At 72.2% G+C, this 18,927-nt stretch carries 17 protein-coding genes; 9 read left to right on the top strand and 8 right to left on the bottom strand.

Annotation, left to right across the window (positions count from 1 at the left end; translation table 11 throughout):
* Positions 1-5 precede the first annotated feature (5 nt).
* Genes I3V78_RS02310 through I3V78_RS02290 form a run of 5 tightly spaced genes read right to left on the bottom strand, consistent with a single transcriptional unit; the run spans position 6 to position 4,059 of the window.
* Positions 6-413 carry a response regulator gene (locus I3V78_RS02310; RefSeq protein ID WP_204484680.1) on the bottom strand — a complete coding sequence of 136 codons (408 nt, stop codon included), beginning with the start codon at positions 411-413 and terminating at the stop codon, positions 6-8.
* A 16-nt stretch (positions 414-429) separates the two neighbouring features.
* The gene (locus I3V78_RS02305) at positions 430-603 is read right to left on the bottom strand and encodes a hypothetical protein (RefSeq protein WP_204484679.1); all 174 of its coding nucleotides are present in this window, start codon (positions 601-603) and stop codon (positions 430-432) included.
* Positions 604-615: 12 nt separating this feature from the next.
* Positions 616-1,836 (bottom strand): hypothetical protein, encoded by a 1,221-nt coding sequence (locus tag I3V78_RS02300; RefSeq protein WP_204484678.1) that lies wholly within the window; start codon positions 1,834-1,836, stop codon positions 616-618.
* A gap of 4 nt (positions 1,837-1,840) precedes the next feature.
* Positions 1,841-2,452, bottom strand: a complete 612-nt coding sequence (epsY, locus tag I3V78_RS02295) for an exopolysaccharide export protein EpsY (RefSeq protein ID WP_204484677.1) — start codon at positions 2,450-2,452, stop codon at positions 1,841-1,843.
* Positions 2,449-4,059 carry a flippase gene (locus I3V78_RS02290; protein WP_239576258.1) on the bottom strand — a complete coding sequence of 537 codons (1,611 nt, stop codon included), beginning with the start codon at positions 4,057-4,059 and terminating at the stop codon, positions 2,449-2,451. The genes epsY and I3V78_RS02290 overlap by 4 nt, the downstream gene beginning before the upstream one ends.
* 82 nt (positions 4,060-4,141) lie before the next feature.
* Between I3V78_RS02290 and I3V78_RS02285 the strand changes: the two genes are divergently transcribed.
* Positions 4,142-5,236, top strand: coding sequence for a cation diffusion facilitator family transporter (locus I3V78_RS02285; RefSeq protein WP_204484676.1), 1,095 nt, complete (start codon positions 4,142-4,144; stop codon positions 5,234-5,236).
* Positions 5,237-5,270: 34 nt separating this feature from the next.
* Here the strand turns inward: I3V78_RS02285 and epsZ are convergent, their stop codons facing one another.
* Positions 5,271-6,845, bottom strand: a complete 1,575-nt coding sequence (gene epsZ, locus I3V78_RS02280) for an exopolysaccharide biosynthesis polyisoprenyl-phosphate hexose-1-phosphate transferase EpsZ (protein WP_239576257.1) — start codon at positions 6,843-6,845, stop codon at positions 5,271-5,273.
* A 300-nt stretch (positions 6,846-7,145) separates the two neighbouring features.
* Between epsZ and I3V78_RS02275 the strand changes: the two genes are divergently transcribed.
* The 3 genes from I3V78_RS02275 to I3V78_RS02265 all read left to right on the top strand — a co-directional run bounded on the left by I3V78_RS02275 (position 7,146) and on the right by I3V78_RS02265 (position 10,085).
* Positions 7,146-7,673, top strand: a complete 528-nt coding sequence (locus I3V78_RS02275) for a GNAT family N-acetyltransferase (protein WP_420840413.1) — start codon at positions 7,146-7,148, stop codon at positions 7,671-7,673.
* Positions 7,674-7,894: 221 nt separating this feature from the next.
* Positions 7,895-9,532: a long-chain fatty acid--CoA ligase gene (locus I3V78_RS02270; RefSeq protein WP_204484675.1), complete on the top strand. Its 1,638-nt coding sequence runs from the start codon at positions 7,895-7,897 to the stop codon at positions 9,530-9,532.
* Between the two features lie 121 nt (positions 9,533-9,653).
* Complete coding sequence (locus I3V78_RS02265; protein ID WP_204484674.1) at positions 9,654-10,085, top strand: helix-turn-helix transcriptional regulator; 432 nt, start codon at positions 9,654-9,656, stop codon at positions 10,083-10,085.
* A 9-nt stretch (positions 10,086-10,094) separates the two neighbouring features.
* Here I3V78_RS02265 and I3V78_RS02260 read toward each other — a convergent pair whose 3' ends face one another.
* Entirely contained in the window at positions 10,095-10,958 is an 864-nt protein-coding gene (locus I3V78_RS02260; protein ID WP_204484673.1) for a hypothetical protein, read from the bottom strand.
* Between the two features lie 164 nt (positions 10,959-11,122).
* On the opposite strand from I3V78_RS02260, the gene I3V78_RS02255 reads away from it, so the two are divergent.
* From I3V78_RS02255 to I3V78_RS02245, 3 genes are all read left to right on the top strand, one after another.
* Positions 11,123-11,839 (top strand): hypothetical protein, encoded by a 717-nt coding sequence (locus tag I3V78_RS02255; protein ID WP_204484672.1) that lies wholly within the window; start codon positions 11,123-11,125, stop codon positions 11,837-11,839.
* Between the two features lie 92 nt (positions 11,840-11,931).
* Positions 11,932-13,632: a sensor histidine kinase gene (locus I3V78_RS02250; RefSeq protein ID WP_204484671.1), complete on the top strand. Its 1,701-nt coding sequence runs from the start codon at positions 11,932-11,934 to the stop codon at positions 13,630-13,632.
* 181 nt (positions 13,633-13,813) lie between these two features.
* A complete protein-coding gene (locus I3V78_RS02245) occupies positions 13,814-14,212 on the top strand; it encodes a hypothetical protein (protein ID WP_204484670.1) in 399 nt (132 codons plus the stop codon).
* Here the strand turns inward: I3V78_RS02245 and I3V78_RS02240 are convergent.
* A complete protein-coding gene (locus tag I3V78_RS02240; protein WP_204496393.1) occupies positions 14,209-15,216 on the bottom strand; it encodes a glycosyltransferase family 4 protein in 1,008 nt (335 codons plus the stop codon). The genes I3V78_RS02245 and I3V78_RS02240 overlap by 4 nt on opposite strands.
* Before the next feature lie 157 nt (positions 15,217-15,373).
* On the opposite strand from I3V78_RS02240, the gene I3V78_RS02235 reads away from it, so the two are divergent.
* Together I3V78_RS02235 and I3V78_RS02230 are read left to right on the top strand one after the other, a co-directional pair.
* Positions 15,374-16,690, top strand: coding sequence for a DUF763 domain-containing protein (locus tag I3V78_RS02235; RefSeq protein WP_204484669.1), 1,317 nt, complete (start codon positions 15,374-15,376; stop codon positions 16,688-16,690).
* A gap of 132 nt (positions 16,691-16,822) precedes the next feature.
* Positions 16,823-18,922 (top strand): hybrid sensor histidine kinase/response regulator, encoded by a 2,100-nt coding sequence (locus I3V78_RS02230; protein ID WP_204484668.1) that lies wholly within the window; start codon positions 16,823-16,825, stop codon positions 18,920-18,922.
* Positions 18,923-18,927 lie beyond the last annotated feature (5 nt).

Here is an 18,927-nt window from a genome sequence, read left to right as displayed (position 1 = left end):
GGACCTTACGCCTCCTTCTTCCACGGGTGGTACGTGAGCACCCGCTCCAACTGGTGGCGCAGCTCCTCCTCGGTGAAGGGCTTCATGAGGTAGCCGCTCGCGCCCACCTCCTCCGCCTGGGCGCGGTCCATGGTCTGGGTGCGCGCGGAGACCATCAGCACCGGAATGCCCTGCAGCACCGGCGTGGCGCGGATCATCTCGCACACATCGTAGCCGGAGATGTCGGGCAGGGTGAGATCCAGACACACCAACACCGGCACCGGCCGCAGCTCGGCCAGGCACTCCAGGGCCGCGGCCCCGCTGGTTGCCTCCACGATGTGCGTGAAGCCCAGGGACTGGAGCTGGCCGGTGAGCAGCTTCCGGGACAGTTCCAGGTCCTCCACCACGAGGACGCTTCCTTGCTGCTGCGCCATAGAATCTCTCAGGTTCTCAGTCCGCCATCGACGTCCAGACGACCAGGACGACGAAGATGTAGAAAAAGTTGTACGCCACGAACATCGCCACGGCGCGTTTTACGCCCCGCACCGCGTTTTGTTCACGCGCCGCCAGACTGGGCAGCACCAGCAGCGCGTAGACGACGGACATGAGGAGGAACTTCTTCATGACGGGAAGACCTCAAAGCCTACCACGGTCGTATCGGACGACCAATCCAACGCTCAGCGCCCATTGAACGGTTGCCTGCGGCGGCAGGACGACGTGGTGTGTCCACCTGAACTGTCCCTTCGTCTGCAGGACGAGGAGGCGGGTGTGCGGCAGCGGCAGGAAGCTCTCCGCCTCCAGGCGCACGTCGTTGTCGTAGCGGTGCGGCCCCGAGGTGATCGCGTGGGAGTAGAAGGCCTTGCCCAGTACCTTGGCCTCCCGCCGGCCTTCCCACTTGAACTCCACGCCCGTCTCGGCGCGGGGAATAAGCTGGGTGGTGAGCGGATCGATGTAGGGCAGGTAGCGCAGCCGCACCTTGGCCTTCACCGGCCAGTGCAGGCCCACGGGCACCGGGGTGTTGAGCGCCACGTCCAGGGTGGGCATGCGGAAGGTCCGGATGGGTTGATCCGGCCGCCGGGGGTAGATGCGCCCCAGGGCCACGCCGGGGTCCACGCTCAGGTCCACCAGGTTGTTGAACTGGTGCTGGAGGCCCGGGGCGAACTGGATCATCGCGTCGCGGTTGCCCGTGGAAAAACTCACGTCCCGGCCGTAGAGGTAGAGCGTGAAGTAGTCCCGGCGCGTGGCGCCGTAGAACGACTGCATGCGCAGTTCCGGGTAGCGCTGCTGGGGGTAGGAGGCATTGCCCCGGCGCGTCGGCCGGACCGGCGGGTCCAAGAGGCCGTTGACCACCCAGCCGAGCGTGCCCGCCACGTTGAGCCGCTTGATGCCGAACGAGCCCACGAAGCCCAGCGCCGTCTCCGTGTAGATGTAGGCGCTGCTGCCGGAGCCGTCCTTGGGCGGGCTGACGGGCAGGGCCGTGCGGGCCGCGCCCCCGAAGTCGTTGAGCGGGAAGCTGCCGAAGGTGGTGGTGTGCACCGCCAGGAGCTTGAAGTCGCGGCGCAGCGAGTACTCCAGCTGCGTGAAGACGGACTGGAGCGACTCGAAGGTCTGCTGCAGCGCCACCTGGCGCATCCAGAACTGCGGCTCGTACACGAACTTGAGCTCCATGCGGCTCGTGTAGAGGACGCTGTCCAGCCGGGGCGCGATCATCACGTCGGAGACCACCCGGGTGGCGGCCGTCTCGGTGACGAGGGGCGTGCGCACGACCGACTCGATCCGCGCCGAGGCCTTGTACTTCACGGCCGGCGCGGACGCGGTGACGAGCAGCGCGCCGAGCGCGAGGGCGGGCAGCGCCATGCGGCTATTCCACCACCACCACGTCCCCGGTGCGGAGGCGGAAGGTGGCCGCGTTGCCCTCGTTGCGGCTGAGGAGCTCCCAGTTGAAGCGGATGCGCACGGGGGCCTGGTAGCCCGGCTCGCGGCGCAGCACGAAGAGGCCGTCGTCGCGCGCGTAGTCCGTGAAGCCGCCCGCCTCGGACACCGCCTGCAGGAGCCCCGCGCCCGGCACGAGCTGCTTGTTGCCGGGGTTGCGCACCTCGCCCAGCACCGACACCTTCACCGGCTGGGCCTCGTCCACCACCACGGTGACCACGGGGTTGGCCACCAGGTCCTTGAGCCGCTGCTCCACGGCGCGGGCGAGCGCGGCGGGCGTCTGGCCCGCGGCGTCCACGTCGTTGAGCAGGGGCAGGCTGATGCGGCCATCATCGCGCACGCGCAGGCGCGGCGAGGACAGCTGCCCCTGGTTCCACACGTTCACGGTGATGATGTCCCCGCGGCGGATGAGGTAGTTGTCGTCCTGCTGCGCCTGGGGCTCGCGGTAGTCGTCCACCCAGACGAAGCGGCCGGGCCGGTAGCACGCGGACCCGAGCACCAGCCCGGTCAGGAGGATCCACAACAAGGCGGGGGACTTCATGCGGCGCGCTCCTCCTCGGGAAACGGCGATGGGGCGCTGGCGGCGGGCCGGCGGCGATCCTTCACCCGGCGCACCAGCGCGAGCACCTCGTCCCGGCGCACCGCCCCGGTGGCCAGGATGAGCGTGAGATAGACGGCCCCGTCCACCACCAGCCGCGCGAGCCCTCGCACGAGGTCCCGCGCGTCCAGGCCCATCGCCCCGAGCCCGAGGTGCACGGCGGTGACCACGGCGCACACCGCCGTCGTCTTGGCCAGCACGGCGAGGCTCCGGGCGTCGTGGGCCCGCTCCCCGATGGCGGACAGGAGGATGAGGGTGACGATGACCTCGCAGATGGCGAGCGACAGGGCGGTGGCGCTCGCGCCTCCGGTGGGGCCCAGGCGCGCGAGCATGGGCGGGATGAGCAGCAGGTTGAGCGCGGGGTTGAGCCCGGCGGCGAGCAGCGACGTGCGCGTCACCGTCCAGGTGCGGCTGGCGGCCATGAGCCAGCTGCCGCACACGGTGGCCACGTAGGTGAGCACGAAGATGGGCGCGAGCAGCCGCAGCACGGAGGCGGCGGGCAGGTAGGCCTCGCCGATCATCAACCGCACCCACGTCTCGGCGCCCAGCGCCAGCGCGAGCGTCACCGGGACGGACACGGTGATGACGCCCTCGAGGCCCCGGCGCAGGATGCGGGTGAACTCCTCGGGCGAGCTCGACGCGGCGCGCGACATCATCGGCAGCAGCACCCAACCGAGGATGGGCGAGAGCAGCATCGTCATGCCGGCGATGCCCCACACGGCGCCGTAGTAGCCGACCTCCGTCTTGTTGGCCACGAGGCCCAGGATGCTCACGTCCACGCGGCCGTTGGTGGCCAGCGCCGCCTCGTTGATGAAGAAGGGCAGGGCGGCCAGGAGCGCCGTGGCCGTGGCGCGCACGTCCACCCGGAATTTCAGCCCGGCGTGCGCGCGCGTGAGGTGCAGCAGGAAGGCCACCTTGACGACCTCCGCGCCGATGAAGGGCGCGGCGAGCCACGGCAGGGGCAGCTTGAGCAGGAGCACCAGCACCAGGCCCCCGCCCCAGATGCACTTCATGACCACGTGGGCCACGGACAGCCCGTCCACCTGCTCGCGCGCGTGCAGCACCGCGGCGAGGATGGCGTTGAGCCGGAAGAAGAACTGGTAGGCGCCCATGAGCAGCGCCAGCCGCTGCACCTCGGGCGGCTCGCCCCCCGCGCGCATCACCCACAGCATGCCGCCGGTGAGCACCAGCGCCAGCGCGAGCTGGAGCAGCAGCGTGCCACCGAAGAACTCGCTCGCGTGCTCGCGGCGGACGGACACTTCCTTGCGGATGTAGACGTCCAGGCCCAACGCGCTGAGCACGAAGAAGGCGCCGGAGAAGCCATCCGCCCAGTTGTAGCGGCCAAAGCCCTCGGGGCCGAGGTAGCGCGGCAGCACCATGCGCATGACCAGCGCGATGCCGTACGTCACCAGCAGCGAGCCGCCCAGCTTGAGGGCGTTGCGCAGGGACGTGTGGGCATCCGCGGCGGGAGGGGCGGGCTCGGCCGGGGCCGCGCTCGGGGGAGGCATGTCGATGGCGATGACCTCGAAACGAAGGGCCCGCGCAGTCAACGCCAGCGGTGCTCCCCCGTCAAACAAACGCCTACAGGCCTGTAGGGCCGGGGGGCGGCCCCCCTCCCGTCGTCATGCTAGCGTGAGCGCCTTCCTCGCCCTTCTCGCGTCTTTTCCCCTGTTCATGTCCGCTCCCGCTTCTTCCATCAAAACGGTTCTTCTCGCCCTGTCGGGCAACGCCCTGGTCACCCTGGCCAAGTTCATCGCCTTCGCCCTGTCCGGCTCGGGCGCCATGCTCTCCGAGGCCATCCACTCGCTGGCCGACACGGGCAACCAGGTGCTGCTCTTCCTGGGCCTGCGGCGCGCCAGCCGCGAGCGCGACGAGGACTTCCACTACGGCTACGGGGGCGAGCGCTTCGTCTTCGGCATCCTCTCGGCCGCCGGCATCTTCTTCATCGGCTGTGGCGTCACCGTGTACCACGGCGTGTCCTCGCTGCTGCACCCGCACCCGGTGCAGGTGGGGGCGAGCACCTTCGGCGTCCTGGGCTTCTCCTTCCTCGTGGAGGGCGGGGTGCTGGCGCTCGCGGTGAAGGGCGTGTGGGCGCCGGCGCGCGCCCTGGGCTTCTGGCGCTACGTGCGCGAGAAGGCGGACCCCGCCACCGTGGCCATCCTCCTGGAGGACGGGGCGGCGGTGCTGGGGCTCGGGCTCGCCACGGGCGGCATCGTGCTCGCCCACGTGACGGGCAACCCCGTGTTCGACGCGCTCGCCTCCGTGGTGGTGGGCGTGCTGCTGGGCTTCATCGCCGTGTACCTGGTGCTGGAGAACCGCACCCACCTGCTTGGCCGCGCGGTGCCCGACGACGTGGAGGCGCGCTTCCAGTCCATCGTCCGGGCCCGGCCGAGCATCGCGGACATCCACGACGTGAAGACGCGCCAGCTCACCCCCGAGGTGTTCCTCTTCAAGGCCGAGGTGCGCTTCAGCGAGGCCTTCGTGGCGGGCTGGCTGTCCCAGGCGCTGCGCGGGGTGGGGGAGCTGCCCGTGGGCGAGGGCCGCGAGCGGGCGCTCCTGCCCCCCGCGCAGAGCCTCATCCGGTTGCTCAGCGAGGAGATCGACGCCATCGAGGCGGACGTGCGCGCCGCCATCCCCGAGGCCCGGCACATCGATCTGGAGCTGGAGCACCTGCCCGCCTCCCCGAGCGCGGCCACCGAGGACGGCGGCCTGCGCAAGTCGGCCTGAGGCGGGACAGGCGGTACGGCCGGGCGCGGGGAAGCTAGCTCGCGCCGCTGCCGGTGATGACCACGGGCACCGTCTTGAGGATGAGGTTGATGTCGTTCTTGAGGCTCCAGTGGTCGATGTACTGCATGTCCAGGTACATCCACTGTTCGAACGAGATCTGATTGCGGCCCGACACCTGCCAGATGCAGGTGAGGCCCGGGCGCACGGACAGGCGGCGGCGCTGCCAGGCGGAGTACTTGGCCACCTCCTTGGGGATGGGCGGCCGGGGGCCGACCACGCTCATCTCGCCGCGCAGCACGTTGATGAGCTGGGGCAGCTCGTCGATGGAGTACTTGCGGATGAAGCGGCCCACGCGGGTGATGCGCGGGTCGTTCTTCATCTTGAACACGGGGCCCGACTGCTCGTTGAGCGCCTCCAGCTTGGCCTTGAGCTCCTCGGCGTTGACCACCATGGAGCGGAACTTGAGCATGCCGAAGGTCTTGCCGTGCAGCCCCACGCGCTCCTGCTTGAAGAAGATGGGGCCGCGGCTGGTGAACTTCACCGCCAGCGCCACGCCGAGCAGGAGCGGCGAGAGCGCCGTGAGCGCCGCCGCGGAGCTCACGATGTCGAACAGCCGCTTGAGCGCCATCTGGTGCGGCAGGAACGCGTGCGTGACGAAGTGCAGGTAGCCATCCGAGATGGCGTGGTCGTCCACCGGCCGCGCCCGATCGAAGCGCATGTGGTAGGCGGGCAGCGCGAAGGGGATGCCGAACTTCTCGCACAGCTTCACCGCCGCCTGCATCTCCGTGGCCTGCTTGGTGAGGTTGCCGGCGATGTACACCTCGTCCACCGGCACCGTGCTGAGCACCTGCTCCAGATCCTTGGCCAGGCCGAGCACGGGCGCGGGCATCTCCGCCGGGGCCGTCTCGGTGCCGAAGCTCAGGTAGCCCGTCACCTTGCGGCGGTGCTTGCTGTTGAGGTCCTCGCCCGTGAGCCGGCCCATGGGGCCCACGCCCAGGATGAGCACCTCGTCGAGCGGCTGCTCCTGCACCGACAGGCGCCGGAAGACATACAGCCGCAGGAGCGCCACCGACGGCCAGAGCAGCGGCGGAAACAGGCTCAGCGCGACGATCCACGACTCGGTGCCCATCACCAGGCGGGTGACGAAGAGCACCACCGTGACGACCATCACCTGGATGGAGATGAGCGCCAGGTCATCCAGGCGCTCGCGATCGGCGAAGTGCACGTCGTAGAGGCAGAGCGCCGTGCCCACCACGAGCCAGGAGACCACGCCCACGACCAGGAGCACCCATACGTCGGTGCGCTCCAGGTGCAGGTCGTGGCCCATGAGGGTCGTGGCGATGAGCAGCGCGGCCACCACCAGCACGACGTCCACCACCAGGTTCAGCTTGGCGGCGAAGCCCGGCGCGAAGCGCGAGGGCTCGGCCTGGACAGCCCGGCCCGGCACGGCCACGAGCGGCCGGGCCTCCTCGGCGCCGGTGACCGCGGCCTGCTGGATGAGCGGCGCGGCGGCGGAGGCCAGCAGGTTCGGGGTGGACTCCGCCACCGCCGCATCCTGCGTGGAAGGGGGCTCATGGGAAGGAGCGCCAATTTCAGATGCGGGTCGCATTCGAGAGCCTGTTTGGAGTTGGTACCGAGGGTCCAGATGATACGAGACCCAGACGCTGACTAGAAGCCGCGGACGCCCAACTGTTCAGAGCTTGCGGCCTCCGGAGTCCGCGCCGGACAGCGTAAAGGGTTGAGCTGAAAGCCGTCAACCATCCCTGGATTCCTCTCCCCCGACTGAAGTGCTCCGAGGGAAGAAGGCCCGAGGCCCACATCGGACCTGCCTGTAGGGAGCGTGTCCTCGGCGCAGGACCTCATGGGTCCTCGGCGAGCGAGCGGGCGGGTTCGTGCTAGAGGCCCGGCCATGAGCATGTCCGCGTGGGAGGATGTCGTCGTCCGGGAGGCGCGCGCCGAGGACGACGCCGCGATTGGCGAACTGCTGGTGGAGGCCTTCCTCGCCCAGTACGCCCAGAAGATGCCCGAGGTGCGCTACGACGAGGCCCGCCGGCGCGACCTGCGGGACGTGGCGCGCCGGCGCGCCGTGGGCCGGGTGCTGGTGGCCGAGCGGGCCGGGCGCGTGGTGGGCACGGTGTCCCTGTGGCCCCCGGGCGCGCCGGGCTCCGAGGCGTGGATTCCCGGCGCGGCGGATCTGCGGCAGCTCGCCACGGCGGTGGAATTCCACGGCCAGGGCCTGTCCCGGCCCCTCCTGGAGGCCGCCGAGCGGATCGCCCGCGAGGAGTGGCGCGTGCCCGCCATCTGCCTGCATGTGCGTCAGGGGGTGGTGGGTGTGGGGCGCATGTACGAGCGCCGCGGCTTCGTGCGGGAGCCCGCCGGGGACCTCGTCCTGCCCACGGTGTCCCTCGAGGCCTACGTGCTGCGTTTCAACGGCTGACACTTTTCGCTCGCCTGTCTGTCCTTGGAGCGGCCTGGAATCCCTTCCTTTCACACTTGTCTTCTTGGGTGAGAGGCATTGAGAGCCGTTGCGGCCCGCAACCGCACGGCGCCGCCGCGCCGCGCGCCGGGATGACCGGGTGTGTCATGCGAGGAGGGGCCACCGCCGCGGGGCGCGCCCGCTAGCATCGGGAGCGGACTCCCCTCCCGCGAGGCGCACCGATGCTCACCGGCCGCATGATGGACTTCCCGCTCACGCTGACCCACTTCCTCGACCGGGCCCGGACGTTCTTCGGGGACGCGGAGATCGTCAGTCGCCAGCCGGACAAGTCCCTGCACCGCTCCACCTACGCCGACTTCTCGCGGCGCACGCGCCAGCTCGCCGAGGCCCTCACCCGTCTGGGGGTGAAGCCAGGGGAGCGCGTGGCCTCGCTGTGCTGGAACCACACGCGCCACCTGGAGCTGTACTTCGCCGTGCCCTCCATGGGCGCCGTGCTCCACACGCTCAACCTGCGGCTGCACCCGGGGGACCTGGCCTACATCGCGCGCCACGCGGAGGACCGGGTGATCGTCGTGGACCGCTCGCTCCTGCCGCTGCTCGAGAAGTTCATCGGCGAGGTGCCCGGGGTCCGGCACGTCATCGTCGTGCCGGACGACGGCCCCGTGCCCGAGGGGCGGCTGGACTACGAGCGGCTCCTGGCGGCCGAGCCGGGCGCCTTCGTCTTCCCGCCGCTCGACGAGCGCTCGGCGGCGATGCTCTGCTACACCTCGGGCACCACGGGCAACCCCAAGGGCGTGCTCTTCTCGCACCGCTCCATCGTGCTGCACACGCTCGCCGAGTGCATGGCCGACACCTTCGGCATCGGCGAGGCGGACGCGGTGCTGCCCGTGGTCCCCATGTTCCACGCCGCCGCCTGGGGCATGCCCTTCGCCGCGCTCTTCACCGGCGCGAAGATCGTCCTGCCCGGGCCCCACCTGGACCCCGCGTCGCTCCTGGACCTCATGGCCGGCGAGCGCGTCACCCTGGCCGCGGGCGTGCCCACCCTCTGGCTGGGCATCCTCGCGCTGTTGGACCAGGCGCCCACGCGGTGGGATCTCACGAGCGTGCGGGGCATGCTCATCGGCGGCTCGGCGGCCCCCCAGGCGATGATCGAGGGGTTCGAGCTGCGCCACGGCCTGCGGGTGACGCACGCCTGGGGCATGACGGAGTTGCAGCCGGTGGGGTCCATCGCCCGGCCCCGGCCGCGGCACCAGGGGCTCGGGCCCTCCGAGCGCTTCGCGCTGCGCGCCACCCAGGGCTACGCGCTGCCGTTCGTGGAGCTGCGCCACGTGAGCGACACGGGGGAGGTGCTGCCCCGCGATGGCACCACCATGGGCGAGCTGGAGGCGCGCGGGCCGTGGGTGGCCTCCTCGTACTTCGGCGACGAGGGCGCGGACCGGTTCACGGCCGATGGCTGGTTCAAGACGGGCGACGTCGTCACCCTGGACGCCGAGGGCTTCGTGCGCATCACCGACCGGTCGAAGGACGTCATCAAGTCCGGCGGCGAGTGGATCAGCTCCGTGGCCCTGGAGAACGCGCTCATGGCGCACCCGGCGGTGCTGGAGGCGGCGGTGTTCGCGGGGCGGGACGCGAAGTGGGACGAGCGGCCACTCGCCGCGGTGGTGTTCAAGCCGGGCCAGGTCGCCACCCCCGAGGAGCTCGCCGCGCACCTCTCGGGGCACTTCGCCAAGTGGTGGCTGCCGGATGACTACCTCTTCCTCGCGCAGATTCCCCGCACGTCCACGGGCAAGTTCCTCAAGACGAAGCTGCGCGAGGAGCACGGCGACCACCTGCTCAAGAAGGCGCGCGGGGAGCGGTGAGGGCCCGCGGCCGGGCCCGACCTCGAACGTCGGGTGCCCGGCCCGCGTGGCGGTTGACCTTCCCGGTAGCGTGCCGCTTTCCTTTCCAGGGGGCCTGTGCTACCCGTCGGGGACCGGACCCATGCCCCAGGTTCATCGAACGCAAGCCCAGCTCGCCGTGTACCTCGGACGGGTGGCCCGTGAGGCGCGCACCCGCCTGAGCCTCACCCAGGAAGAGGTCGCCGAGCGGGTGGGCGTCGCCACCGAGGTGTACGGCCGGGTCGAGCGCGGCAACATGCTGCCCAGCGTCCCCACCCTGATGCGCCTGTGTCAGGCCCTGGCACTCGATGCCAACGCGCTGCTGGGCTTCTCCTCCGCGCGGCCCGCCCTGGGGCTCGTGCCCCACCCGGCCGCGGGCGAGACCGAGCCGCCCGGACTGCGCCGGCTCCTGCGCGTGACCCGCCGGCTCTCGCCGCGTCAGCTCTCGCTCCTGGGCTCCATGGCCCATGCCCTGTCGCGCGTCACCCACCGGCCCTCGCGGCGCCTGTCCCGGCGCTCGCGCGAGACGCCCTGAGGGGCGCCGTCAGAAGGCCAGGCCCACCCCGGTGTAGGGTCCGCCCACCCGCTGCTTGAGCGTCACTCCCTCCATGCGCCCGCGATCGTCGAGCAGCAGCCCGCGCCAGCCCGCGCGCAGCAAGAGCGGCCCCAGGTGCAGGGACAGACCCATCTGCCCCTCCAGCTGAAGGTGGGGCAGGGGCACCCACTGCGCGCTGCCCTCCAGGTCCAGCTCCCCCAAGAGGCAGCGCTCGAAGCTCATCCCCAGGCTGGGGCCCACGAAGGTGACGCCCGGCACACGCGTCACCGCCACGCCCGTCTCCAGGCGCAGCCGCCCCTTGTGGCTCACCGCCGCGGCGAACGTCAGGTTCGCCCCGCCCAAGAACAGCCGGGCACGTTCGCTCCCGTCCTCCTCCTGGGGGCGCAGCGACAGCGTGTTCAGGCGCGTGGACACACCCACGCGCTCCTCCTCCAGCGCGAAGTGCAGGCCCAGGCCCCCGCCTCGCCGCGCCGTCTGGGCCTCCAGCCCCAGGCGCACCAGCTTCTCGGGCCCGGGCGGGTCCTCGACGAAGAACTCCGAGGGGCTGTAGGGCCGATAGGCCACCGCGACGCCGCCGCCTCCGGCCACCACCACCACGGAGGCCGCCGGCGAGTAGCGCGTGCGTCCCGGCCCGCGCGAGGGCCTCGCGCGCGGGGTGTCGCTTCCGGAGTCACTCCGCTTGGAGCCCACCGCCGACGCGCCGTGACTGCTTCCCCGCTTGGCGCCCGAGCCACGGCTGCTCGAGCTCCGGCCCCGGGAGCCGCCCTTGCCGAAGCGGGCCTCGGCGGTCGTGGCGAGGAGGAGCAGGGCGGCGGCCAGCGCGGCGCACCATGTCTGGGGACGAGAGGGCATGCGGGGCACTCCTGGGCGGATCGCCGATAGGAGCACGTTTCGCCCGGCCAGGCCCCCCGGAGCGCCGGGCTTCGCGCGCCAGGGGCCACTCATGAACACAGCCCGGGGACCCAACGTTGATCAGCGGGCACATGCGATGCTGGGGGCAGGAGGTGTCACCCCCCATGCTCTTCTTCGATCTGGAGGCCTACGCGCCTCCCCACGAGCGCGACGCCAGCCGGGGCTCGCTCATCATCAACCCGGCGCGGCCCGGGCATCCGCTGCTGGGCGGGTGCTTCCTCTCGCGGCGCTTCACGGCGCCCCCGTCCGGGTCCGCGCTGGAGGCTCCGGGGGAAGCTCCGGGGGAGGCTCCGGGGGAGGCGCTGGAGTCCCTGGACGCCCTGGAGGTGCAGGGGCTGTGGCTCTGGGACCTGGGCTCGGAGCGGGCCCTGCTGGAGGCCATCCGCGAGCGCTTCGAGCTGGAGTGGACCCGACAGCGCGAGGAGAACGCCCGGATCCTGGGAAAGCCCGTGGTGGACCTGGTGGTGTGCGGGGCGGGCATCGCCCGCTTCGACCTGCCGGCGCTCTACTGCCGCTCGCTGCACCACGCGCTGGCGAGCCCCGCGGAGCTCTTCGAGCTGTACTTCAAGGCCCGGCCCATCGACCTGTCCAACGAGGCGGGCTTCCTCTTTCCCGAGGAGCCCCACCTCTATCCCAAGACGACCCGGGAGCTGGCCGGGCGGCTGGGCTTGCGTGAGCACAAGGGCTCGAGCAAGAGCGTCTGGGAGCTGTACGAGCGGGGCGAGCATGCGGCCATCGCGCGGCGCACGGCGGCCGAGCTGCGGTTGGTGGTGGCGCTCTACGAGCGGCTGCGCGCGCGGGTGGTGGCCGCCCGGAGGTAGGACAGGCGGCGGGGGACTCCCCCTCGCGCCCCCGGTGCCCTCCATGCCACCATGGCGGCCGTGTCGGAGGTCGCCATCCCAGGTCCGGGCCCATGACGATTCGCGCCAAGGTGCTGTGGTTCGCGGCGGTCGCCGTCGTGCTCGTGTGCGTCATGGGGCTGCTCCTCTTCGGTCTGGCCCACCACGGCCAGCGCCAGCGCCAGCAGCTCATGGCCCTGCAGGAGCAGATCGACAGCTACCAGCGCCTGCACGCGCTCGCCTGGCCCTTCCTCAACCAGCTCGCCCAGGCGCGCCAGTCCCAGACGGACACCCGGCGGGTCCCCGAGGAGCTGGCGCGTCAGGTGGACGCGGAGATGGCGCGGCTGGCCGACAGCTTCGCGCGCGAGGGCGCCGGTGCCCTGGAGACCGAGAACCAGGAGCAGACGCGCCGCGAGCACCGGGAGGTCCGCGCCGCGCTCCTGCGCTGGTCGTCGCTGGCCGAGCGCCGGGTGCACGAGCTGCACCCCCACGTGTCCATCGCCCCCAACGTGGAGTGGCTCTTGTACGCGGAGTTCGAGCAGACGGTGGGCCAGCGCATCCAGGAGGTGCAGGACGAGAAGCGCTTCGAGCTGGAGGCGCTGCAGCAGCTGCTGGACGTGTCCGTGTACGTGGTGGAGTGGGTGGCGCTGTGCTTTCCGGTGCTGTGCCTGGGGCTGGTGATGCTGCTGGCCATGGCCATCCTCACCCCCTTGCGCTCCTCGCTGCAGGGGCTCATCCACGCGGCCGAGCGCATCGGGCACGGGGACTTCGACGTGCACACCCACGTGGCGTCGCGCGACGAGCTGGGCACGCTCGGCGCGGCGGTGGACCGCATGGCGCGCGAGCTGCGCGAGTCCCTGGAGGAGAAGCAGCGGCTGAGCCGCGCGGAGGCCGAGGCCAGCGAGCGCGAGGCGGCGCGCTACCACGCGCTGCTGGAGGACACGGTGCGCCAGCGCACCGCGGAGCTCGGCGAGGCCAACCTGCGGCTGCGCGACAGCCTGCAACAGCTCCAGTCCACCCAGGAGCAGCTCCTGTCCGCGGACCGGCTCGCCTCGGTGGGGCGGCTCGCGGCGGGCGTGGGCCACGAAATCAACAACCCCCTGGCCTACATCCTGAGCAACCTGCGCTACGTGCACCAGGAGCTCGCCGAGCTCACGGGCGTGGCGGACGAGCAGGGGCGCCAGGAGATGCTCGCCGCGCTGTCCGAGGCGAGCGAGGGCGCCGAGCGCGTGCGCCTCATCGTGCAGGACTTGAAGACGCTCTCGCGCCCGGACGACGTGGCGCTGGGCCCGGTGGACGTGGCGGCGGTGGTGCGCTCCTCGGCGAAGATGGCGCGGCACGAGACGAGGGATCGGGCGCGGGTGGTGGAGGCGTGCGAGGGCGTGCCGCCGGTGCACGCCAACGCCGCGCGCCTGGGCCAGGTCTTCCTCAACCTCTTCATCAACGCGGCGCACGCCATCCCGCCCGGCCGGGCGCAGGAGAACGAAATCCGCGTGGACGCGCGGCTGTCGGCGCCCGACCAGGTGACGGTGGCGGTGCGCGACACCGGGGCCGGCATCCCCGCCGAGCACCTGCGGCGCATCTTCGACCCGTTCTTCACCACCAAGCCGGTGGGCATGGGCACGGGGCTGGGGCTGTCGGTGTGCCACCGCATCATCACCGCGCTGGGCGGCGACATCCGCGTGGAGAGCGAGCCGGGCCAGGGCACGTGCTTCTTCATCACCCTGCGCGTGGCGGAGGGCTCCACGGGGGACTCCACGCAGTCCGCGGCTTGACGCCTTCCGGGCGTCCAGGGTCAGAGGAGTGTCCGCGGACGGACGCTCGTGCGGTTCAAGGGCTTCGCGAGCGACGACTGTTCAACGGTCGTCCTCTTGGAATCCTCGACGCTTCGAGCGTCTGGAAAACGCCATCCCCATGTTGCTTCCAGTCCGTCAGCCAACCCCAGGAGTGGAACGAATGGCCCCGCGTGCTTCCGGCAGTCCCCGCAGCAAGTCCTCCAAGGCCCAGACGTCCGCGCGCACGCGCGCCAAGCGCGCCGTGACGGGCGCCCGCAAGCGCGTGGCCAAGGCCGCCTCCACCGTGCGCCGCAAGGCGGGCCAGGCCAAGGCCGCCGCCAAGAAGACGGCGAGCAAGACGACGACCCGCGCCAAGCGCGCCCAGCCGGCCCGCGCCAAGCGCGCCACGGGTGGCAAGGCCCGCCGCGCCGCCTCCACGAGCGGAAAGACGGGCCGCAAGACGGCCACGGCGCGCAAGACGACGTCGCGCAAGAAGAGCCCGCGCACCTCCTCGCGCGCGAAGAAGACGAGCACCGCGTCCTCGGCGGCCGAGACGTCCACGCCCGCCGCGACGACCTAGTCCGGCAGCTCCAGGGCCTCGGCGTACAGCCGGGCCAGGGCACGGGCCTCGTGGCCCACGCCGAAGCGCGCGCGGGCCTCCTCGGCGGCGTTGCGGCCCACGGCCAGGGCGCGCTCGGGCTCGCGCAGGAGCATGCGCAACAGCTCGCGCAGCGTGGCCACGTCCCCGGGCTCGAAGAGAAAGCCCGTGCGGCCATGCTCGACCACGGCCGGCACGTGCGGCAGCCGGGTCACCACCGGACAGCACCCCGCGGCCATGGCCTCCACGAGCACCATGGAGAAGGCCTCGGCGTAGGACGGGTGCACGAGGATGCTCAGCCCCTGGTACCAGGGCACCACGTTCGCGTGTTCGCCCGCGAGCACCAGGGCGTCTCCCGTGGAGGCGCGCAGGCGCTCGGCCCACGCCGCGTCCGGGCCCTTGGCCAGTCCCACCAGCACCGGCTTCCACTCGGGGAAGTCCGCGAGCAGCGGGGCGATGGCCTCCACGAAGTCGCCCTGGCCCTTGTTGGGGCGCACCCGGCCCACCACGCCCACGCCCCTCTGGCCCCCCACGCCCAGCGCCCGCCACGCCGCCTCGCGGTCCGCGGGGGGCGTGAAGCGCGTGAGGTCCACCCCGTGGGTGACGATGGTGGAGGGCAGGCCCATCCACTCGGCGCCCTGGGCGTTGAGGGTGACGAGCCGCTCGGCGCGCGCGGCCAGCCACCGGGTGAGGCCGCTGGGCCGGGCCGAGCCGTGGCGCGTGTAGACGAGCCGCACCCGCCGCCCGAGCAGCCGCAAGAGCAGGCCGACGAGCATCTCGTTGTTGCGGTGCGCGTGCCACACGAGCGGCTCGGTGCGCAGGCGCCGCCACAGCTCGCGCCAGGCCAGGCGCGGCACGCTCGCCGCCAGGTGGCCGCCCACGGCCCAGGTCTCCAGGTGGTGTCCGAGCTCCGGGACGATGAGCTCCGTGTGGGCCGTGACGCCGGTGCGGCGCCGGTGGAAGTGGGGGTGCACGACGAGCGGCATGGGCACGGGCGTCTCTATCACGCCCTCCGCGCCCGCTGGTCGGCCCCATGCCCGGCGTCCCGGCGAGCCACACCCTGGGCCGGGAAGCGAAGACGGGGGCGGCCTCCGAGGTTGTCCCGGGAAGGTGACTTGTGCCGTCACCTCCTGGAGTCATCGCATGGACAGGACGGGCAGCGCGGATCTCCCCCTTCACTCCGGCCGGGTGCCGGACTGGCTCGCCGAGCGCATGGCGCGCATGAGCCGCGTGCTCGTGGAGGCGCTCGTGCTGCACTACGGCCGCCACGAGGTGCTGCGCCGGCTCGCCCACCCCTTCTGGTTCCAGTCGCTCGGGGCCGTCATGGGCATGGACTGGCACTCCTCGGGCGTCACCACCACGGTGCTCGGCGCGCTCAAGAAGGGCCTGGGGCCCGGGGCGCGGCAGCTCGGGCTCTACGTCGTCGGGGGCAAGGGGCTCCAGGCGCGCCGCGCCCCCGAGGAGCTGCGCTTCATCGGTGACCGGGTGGGCATCGACGTGCCCGTGTTGCTGCGCGCCAGCCGGCTCGCGGCCCGGGTGGACAGCGCCGCGGTGCAGGACGGCTTCGAGCTGTACGCGCACAGCCTGGTGTTCTCCGACGACAACGCCTGGGCCGTGGTGCAGCAGGGCATGAACCCCACGCGGGGTCAGGCCCGGCGCTACCACTGGTTGTCCGAGGGCCTGGGGTCCTTCGTGGACGCGCCCCACGCCGCCATCACCGGCCCCGGGCAGGGCGTCATCCTCAACCTCACGGATCGCCGGGCCGCCCGGGCCCGCGCCGCCCAGGTCCAGCTGGTGTCCGAGGGCCCGGACGTGGTGCTCGGGGCGCTGCGCGAGGTGCGGGCCGCCCAGGCGGGGCCCGTGCCCTTCACGCCGCCCCTGCCGCACCTGCAGATGCCCCACCATGCGCACGTGGGACCCGAGGACGTGCTGCTGCGCCGGTTGCACGGCACGCTCGCGGCGGCGGCCGAGCGGGGGCCTCGGGACTTCGCCGAGCTCCTGCTCACCCCGGGCGTGGGCGCGCGCACGGTGGCGGCCCTGGCCAGCGTGGCCGAGGTGGTGCACGGCGCGCCCGCGCGCTTCACGGATCCCGCGCGCTTCTCGCTCGCCCAGGGCGGCAAGGATCGGCACCCCTTTCCCGTGCGCCTGGACGTGTACGACGAGACGCTGCGGGTGCTGCGCGGCGCGGTGGACGCGGCCCGGCTGGGCAACGACGAGCGGCTCGGGGCGCTGCGCGAGCTGGACCGGCAGGCGCGGCGACTCGAGGCCGTGGCCACGGGCCCATCCTTCGAGGCGCTCGTCGAGGAGGGCTGGGCGGGCGTGGAGGAGTTGTTGCCCACGGATGGGCCTGCCCGGCGGCGCTCCAGCCGAGCGGGGTGGCGCCAGGCCGCTCCCCGCGCGCAGATGGAGCTGCCCGGGCTGTCGGACGCGGAGAGCGAGGCGTCCCGTCACTCCGGGTGAGAGCGACCGACCCTCCTTCCTTTGTTGGACACGGATGGTGGTCGACAGGTGTTGTGTGTGCGGACAGGATCGCCGCCCGGACCGTGGCACAACCGGATGCGCCAACCCCCCCTGGCCGAGGGAGTCACCGCCTTGTCGAGTCGTCGTGTTTCCTCCGCCTCCGCGCCGTCCGAGGGGTGTGCCTCCAACGGCCCCCGGATCCACGGCCGCGTGCTGGTGGTGGATGATACGGACAGCAAGCGCTACCTCATCGCCCAGACGCTGCGGCTGGCGGGCATGGAGGTGGTGGAGGCGGAGACCGGACGCGGGGCGCTCGCGGCCGCGGTGGGACAGCCAGACGTGGTGCTCCTGGACGTGCGCCTGCCGGACATGAGCGGCTTCGAGGTGTGCCACCTGCTCAAGACGCAGCCGGCCACCGCCGCCATTCCGGTGCTCTACGTGTCCGCGCTCATGGAGGACGCGGAGCTGGAGTCGCGGCTGTTCGAGGACGGGGCGGATGGCTACGTGCCCCAGCCCATCGAGCCCAAGCACCTGGTGGCCCAGACGTGGGCGCTGGTGCGCATGCGCCGCGGTGAGCTGCAGCGCGAGCGGGAGCGGGACGAGGCCGGGGAGGAGCGGCAGCGGCTCTACCGCGAGCTGGAATCGAGCGAGGGGCGGCTGCGGCTCGCGCTCGACGCGGCGGAGCTGGGCACGTGGAACTACGACCTGGGCAGCCACGTGTACCACTGCGATGCGCGGGCGCGGGAGGTGTTCGGCCTCGCCGAGGGCGCGCCCGTGGATCTGGCGCGCGTGGGCGAGCGGCTGCACCCCGAGGACCGCGCGGAGATGATGGAAGCGGCGCGGCGCTGCCTCGCGGGCGAGTCCGGGGGCATGTTCCAGGTGGAGGGCCGCACGGTGGACGCGGGGGATGGGCGGGTGCGGTGGGTGTCCGTGCGGGGGCGGATGCGCTTCACGCCCGACGGGCGGGTGGAGGACGTGGCGGGCATCTGCCAGGACATCACCGAGCGCGCGCAAGCCGAGCGGCGCGCCACGGACTTCCTGGCCACCACGGCCGCCTTCGCGCACGCGCTCACCCCGGAGGAGGTGTGCGGGGCGCTGCTCACGCACGGCCTGCAGTCGATGGGGGCCTTCGCGGGCATCGTGGCGCTGGTGGATGGGGACGTGCTGCGCCCGCTCATGCACAACGGCTACCAGGAGGGCGTCATCCAGCCCACCTGCCCGCTGTTCGAGACGCTGCCCTTCTCCCGGGTGGTGCGCACGGGCCGCCCGGTGCAGCTCGTGGACGACGCGGCGATCGAGCGGGACTGGCCCGCGTTCACCCGGGAGGTGCGCGACGCGCGCGGCCGGGCCTGGCTGGGCGTCCCCCTGCGCGAGGGCCTCGAGGTGGTCGGCCTGTTGTGGCTGAGCTTCGCCACGCCGCGCCGCTTCTCGGTGGCGGAACTGGCGCAGGTGGAGTCGCTCTGTCAGTTGTGCACCCAGGCGCTCGGGCGCGCGCGGCTCTTCGAGGACGAGCGGCTGGCCAAGGAGGAGGCCCGGCACCAGGAGTCCCTGGAGCAGCGCTTCCTCGGCATGGTGAGCCACGACCTGCGCAACCCCCTGCAGGCCATCTCCCTGGGCGCGCGCACGCTCCAGCGCATGGAGAACCCGCCGCCCGCGACGCTCCTGCGCATGACGAGCCGCATCGCCCACAGCGCGGACCTCATGGGCAACATGGTGTCGGACCTCCTGGACTTCACCCGGGGCCGACTCGGCGGGGGCCTGCCCCTGGCGCGCGCGTCGGTGGACCTGGTGCTCCTGGGGCGCGAGGTGCTCGAGGAGTTCTCCCTCACGCACCCCGGGGGCCGCGTCGTGCTGGAGGGGCCGGGCGCGTGCCTGGGGGACTGGGACGGGCCGCGGCTGCGTCAGGTGCTCTGCAACCTGGTGGGCAACGCCCTGCGGCACGCGCGCGTGGACACCGCCGTCCGGGTGCGCGTCTCCCACGCCGGGAGCGAGGCCCTGCTCGAGGTGCACAACGAGGGCGAGCCCATTCCCGAGTCGCTCCTGCCCGTGCTCTTCGAGCCGTTCCGCCGGGGCGTGTCCTCCTTCCGCCCGGCGGGCAGCCTGGGGCTGGGGCTGTACATCGTGCGCCAGGTGGTGGACGGGCACGGCGGGCACGTGGAGGTGCGCACCGGCGAGGTCGGCACCACCTTCTTGGTCCGACTTCCCACCCGCGAGGTCGCCGCGCTAGGGTGATGTTC

It is taken from the genome of Archangium primigenium (assembly GCF_016904885.1).
Taxonomy (GTDB): Bacteria; Myxococcota; Myxococcia; order Myxococcales; family Myxococcaceae; genus Cystobacter; species Cystobacter primigenius.
The sequence above is the reverse complement of the archived record's forward strand: the minus strand, read 5'-3'. Positions and strand labels throughout refer to the sequence as shown.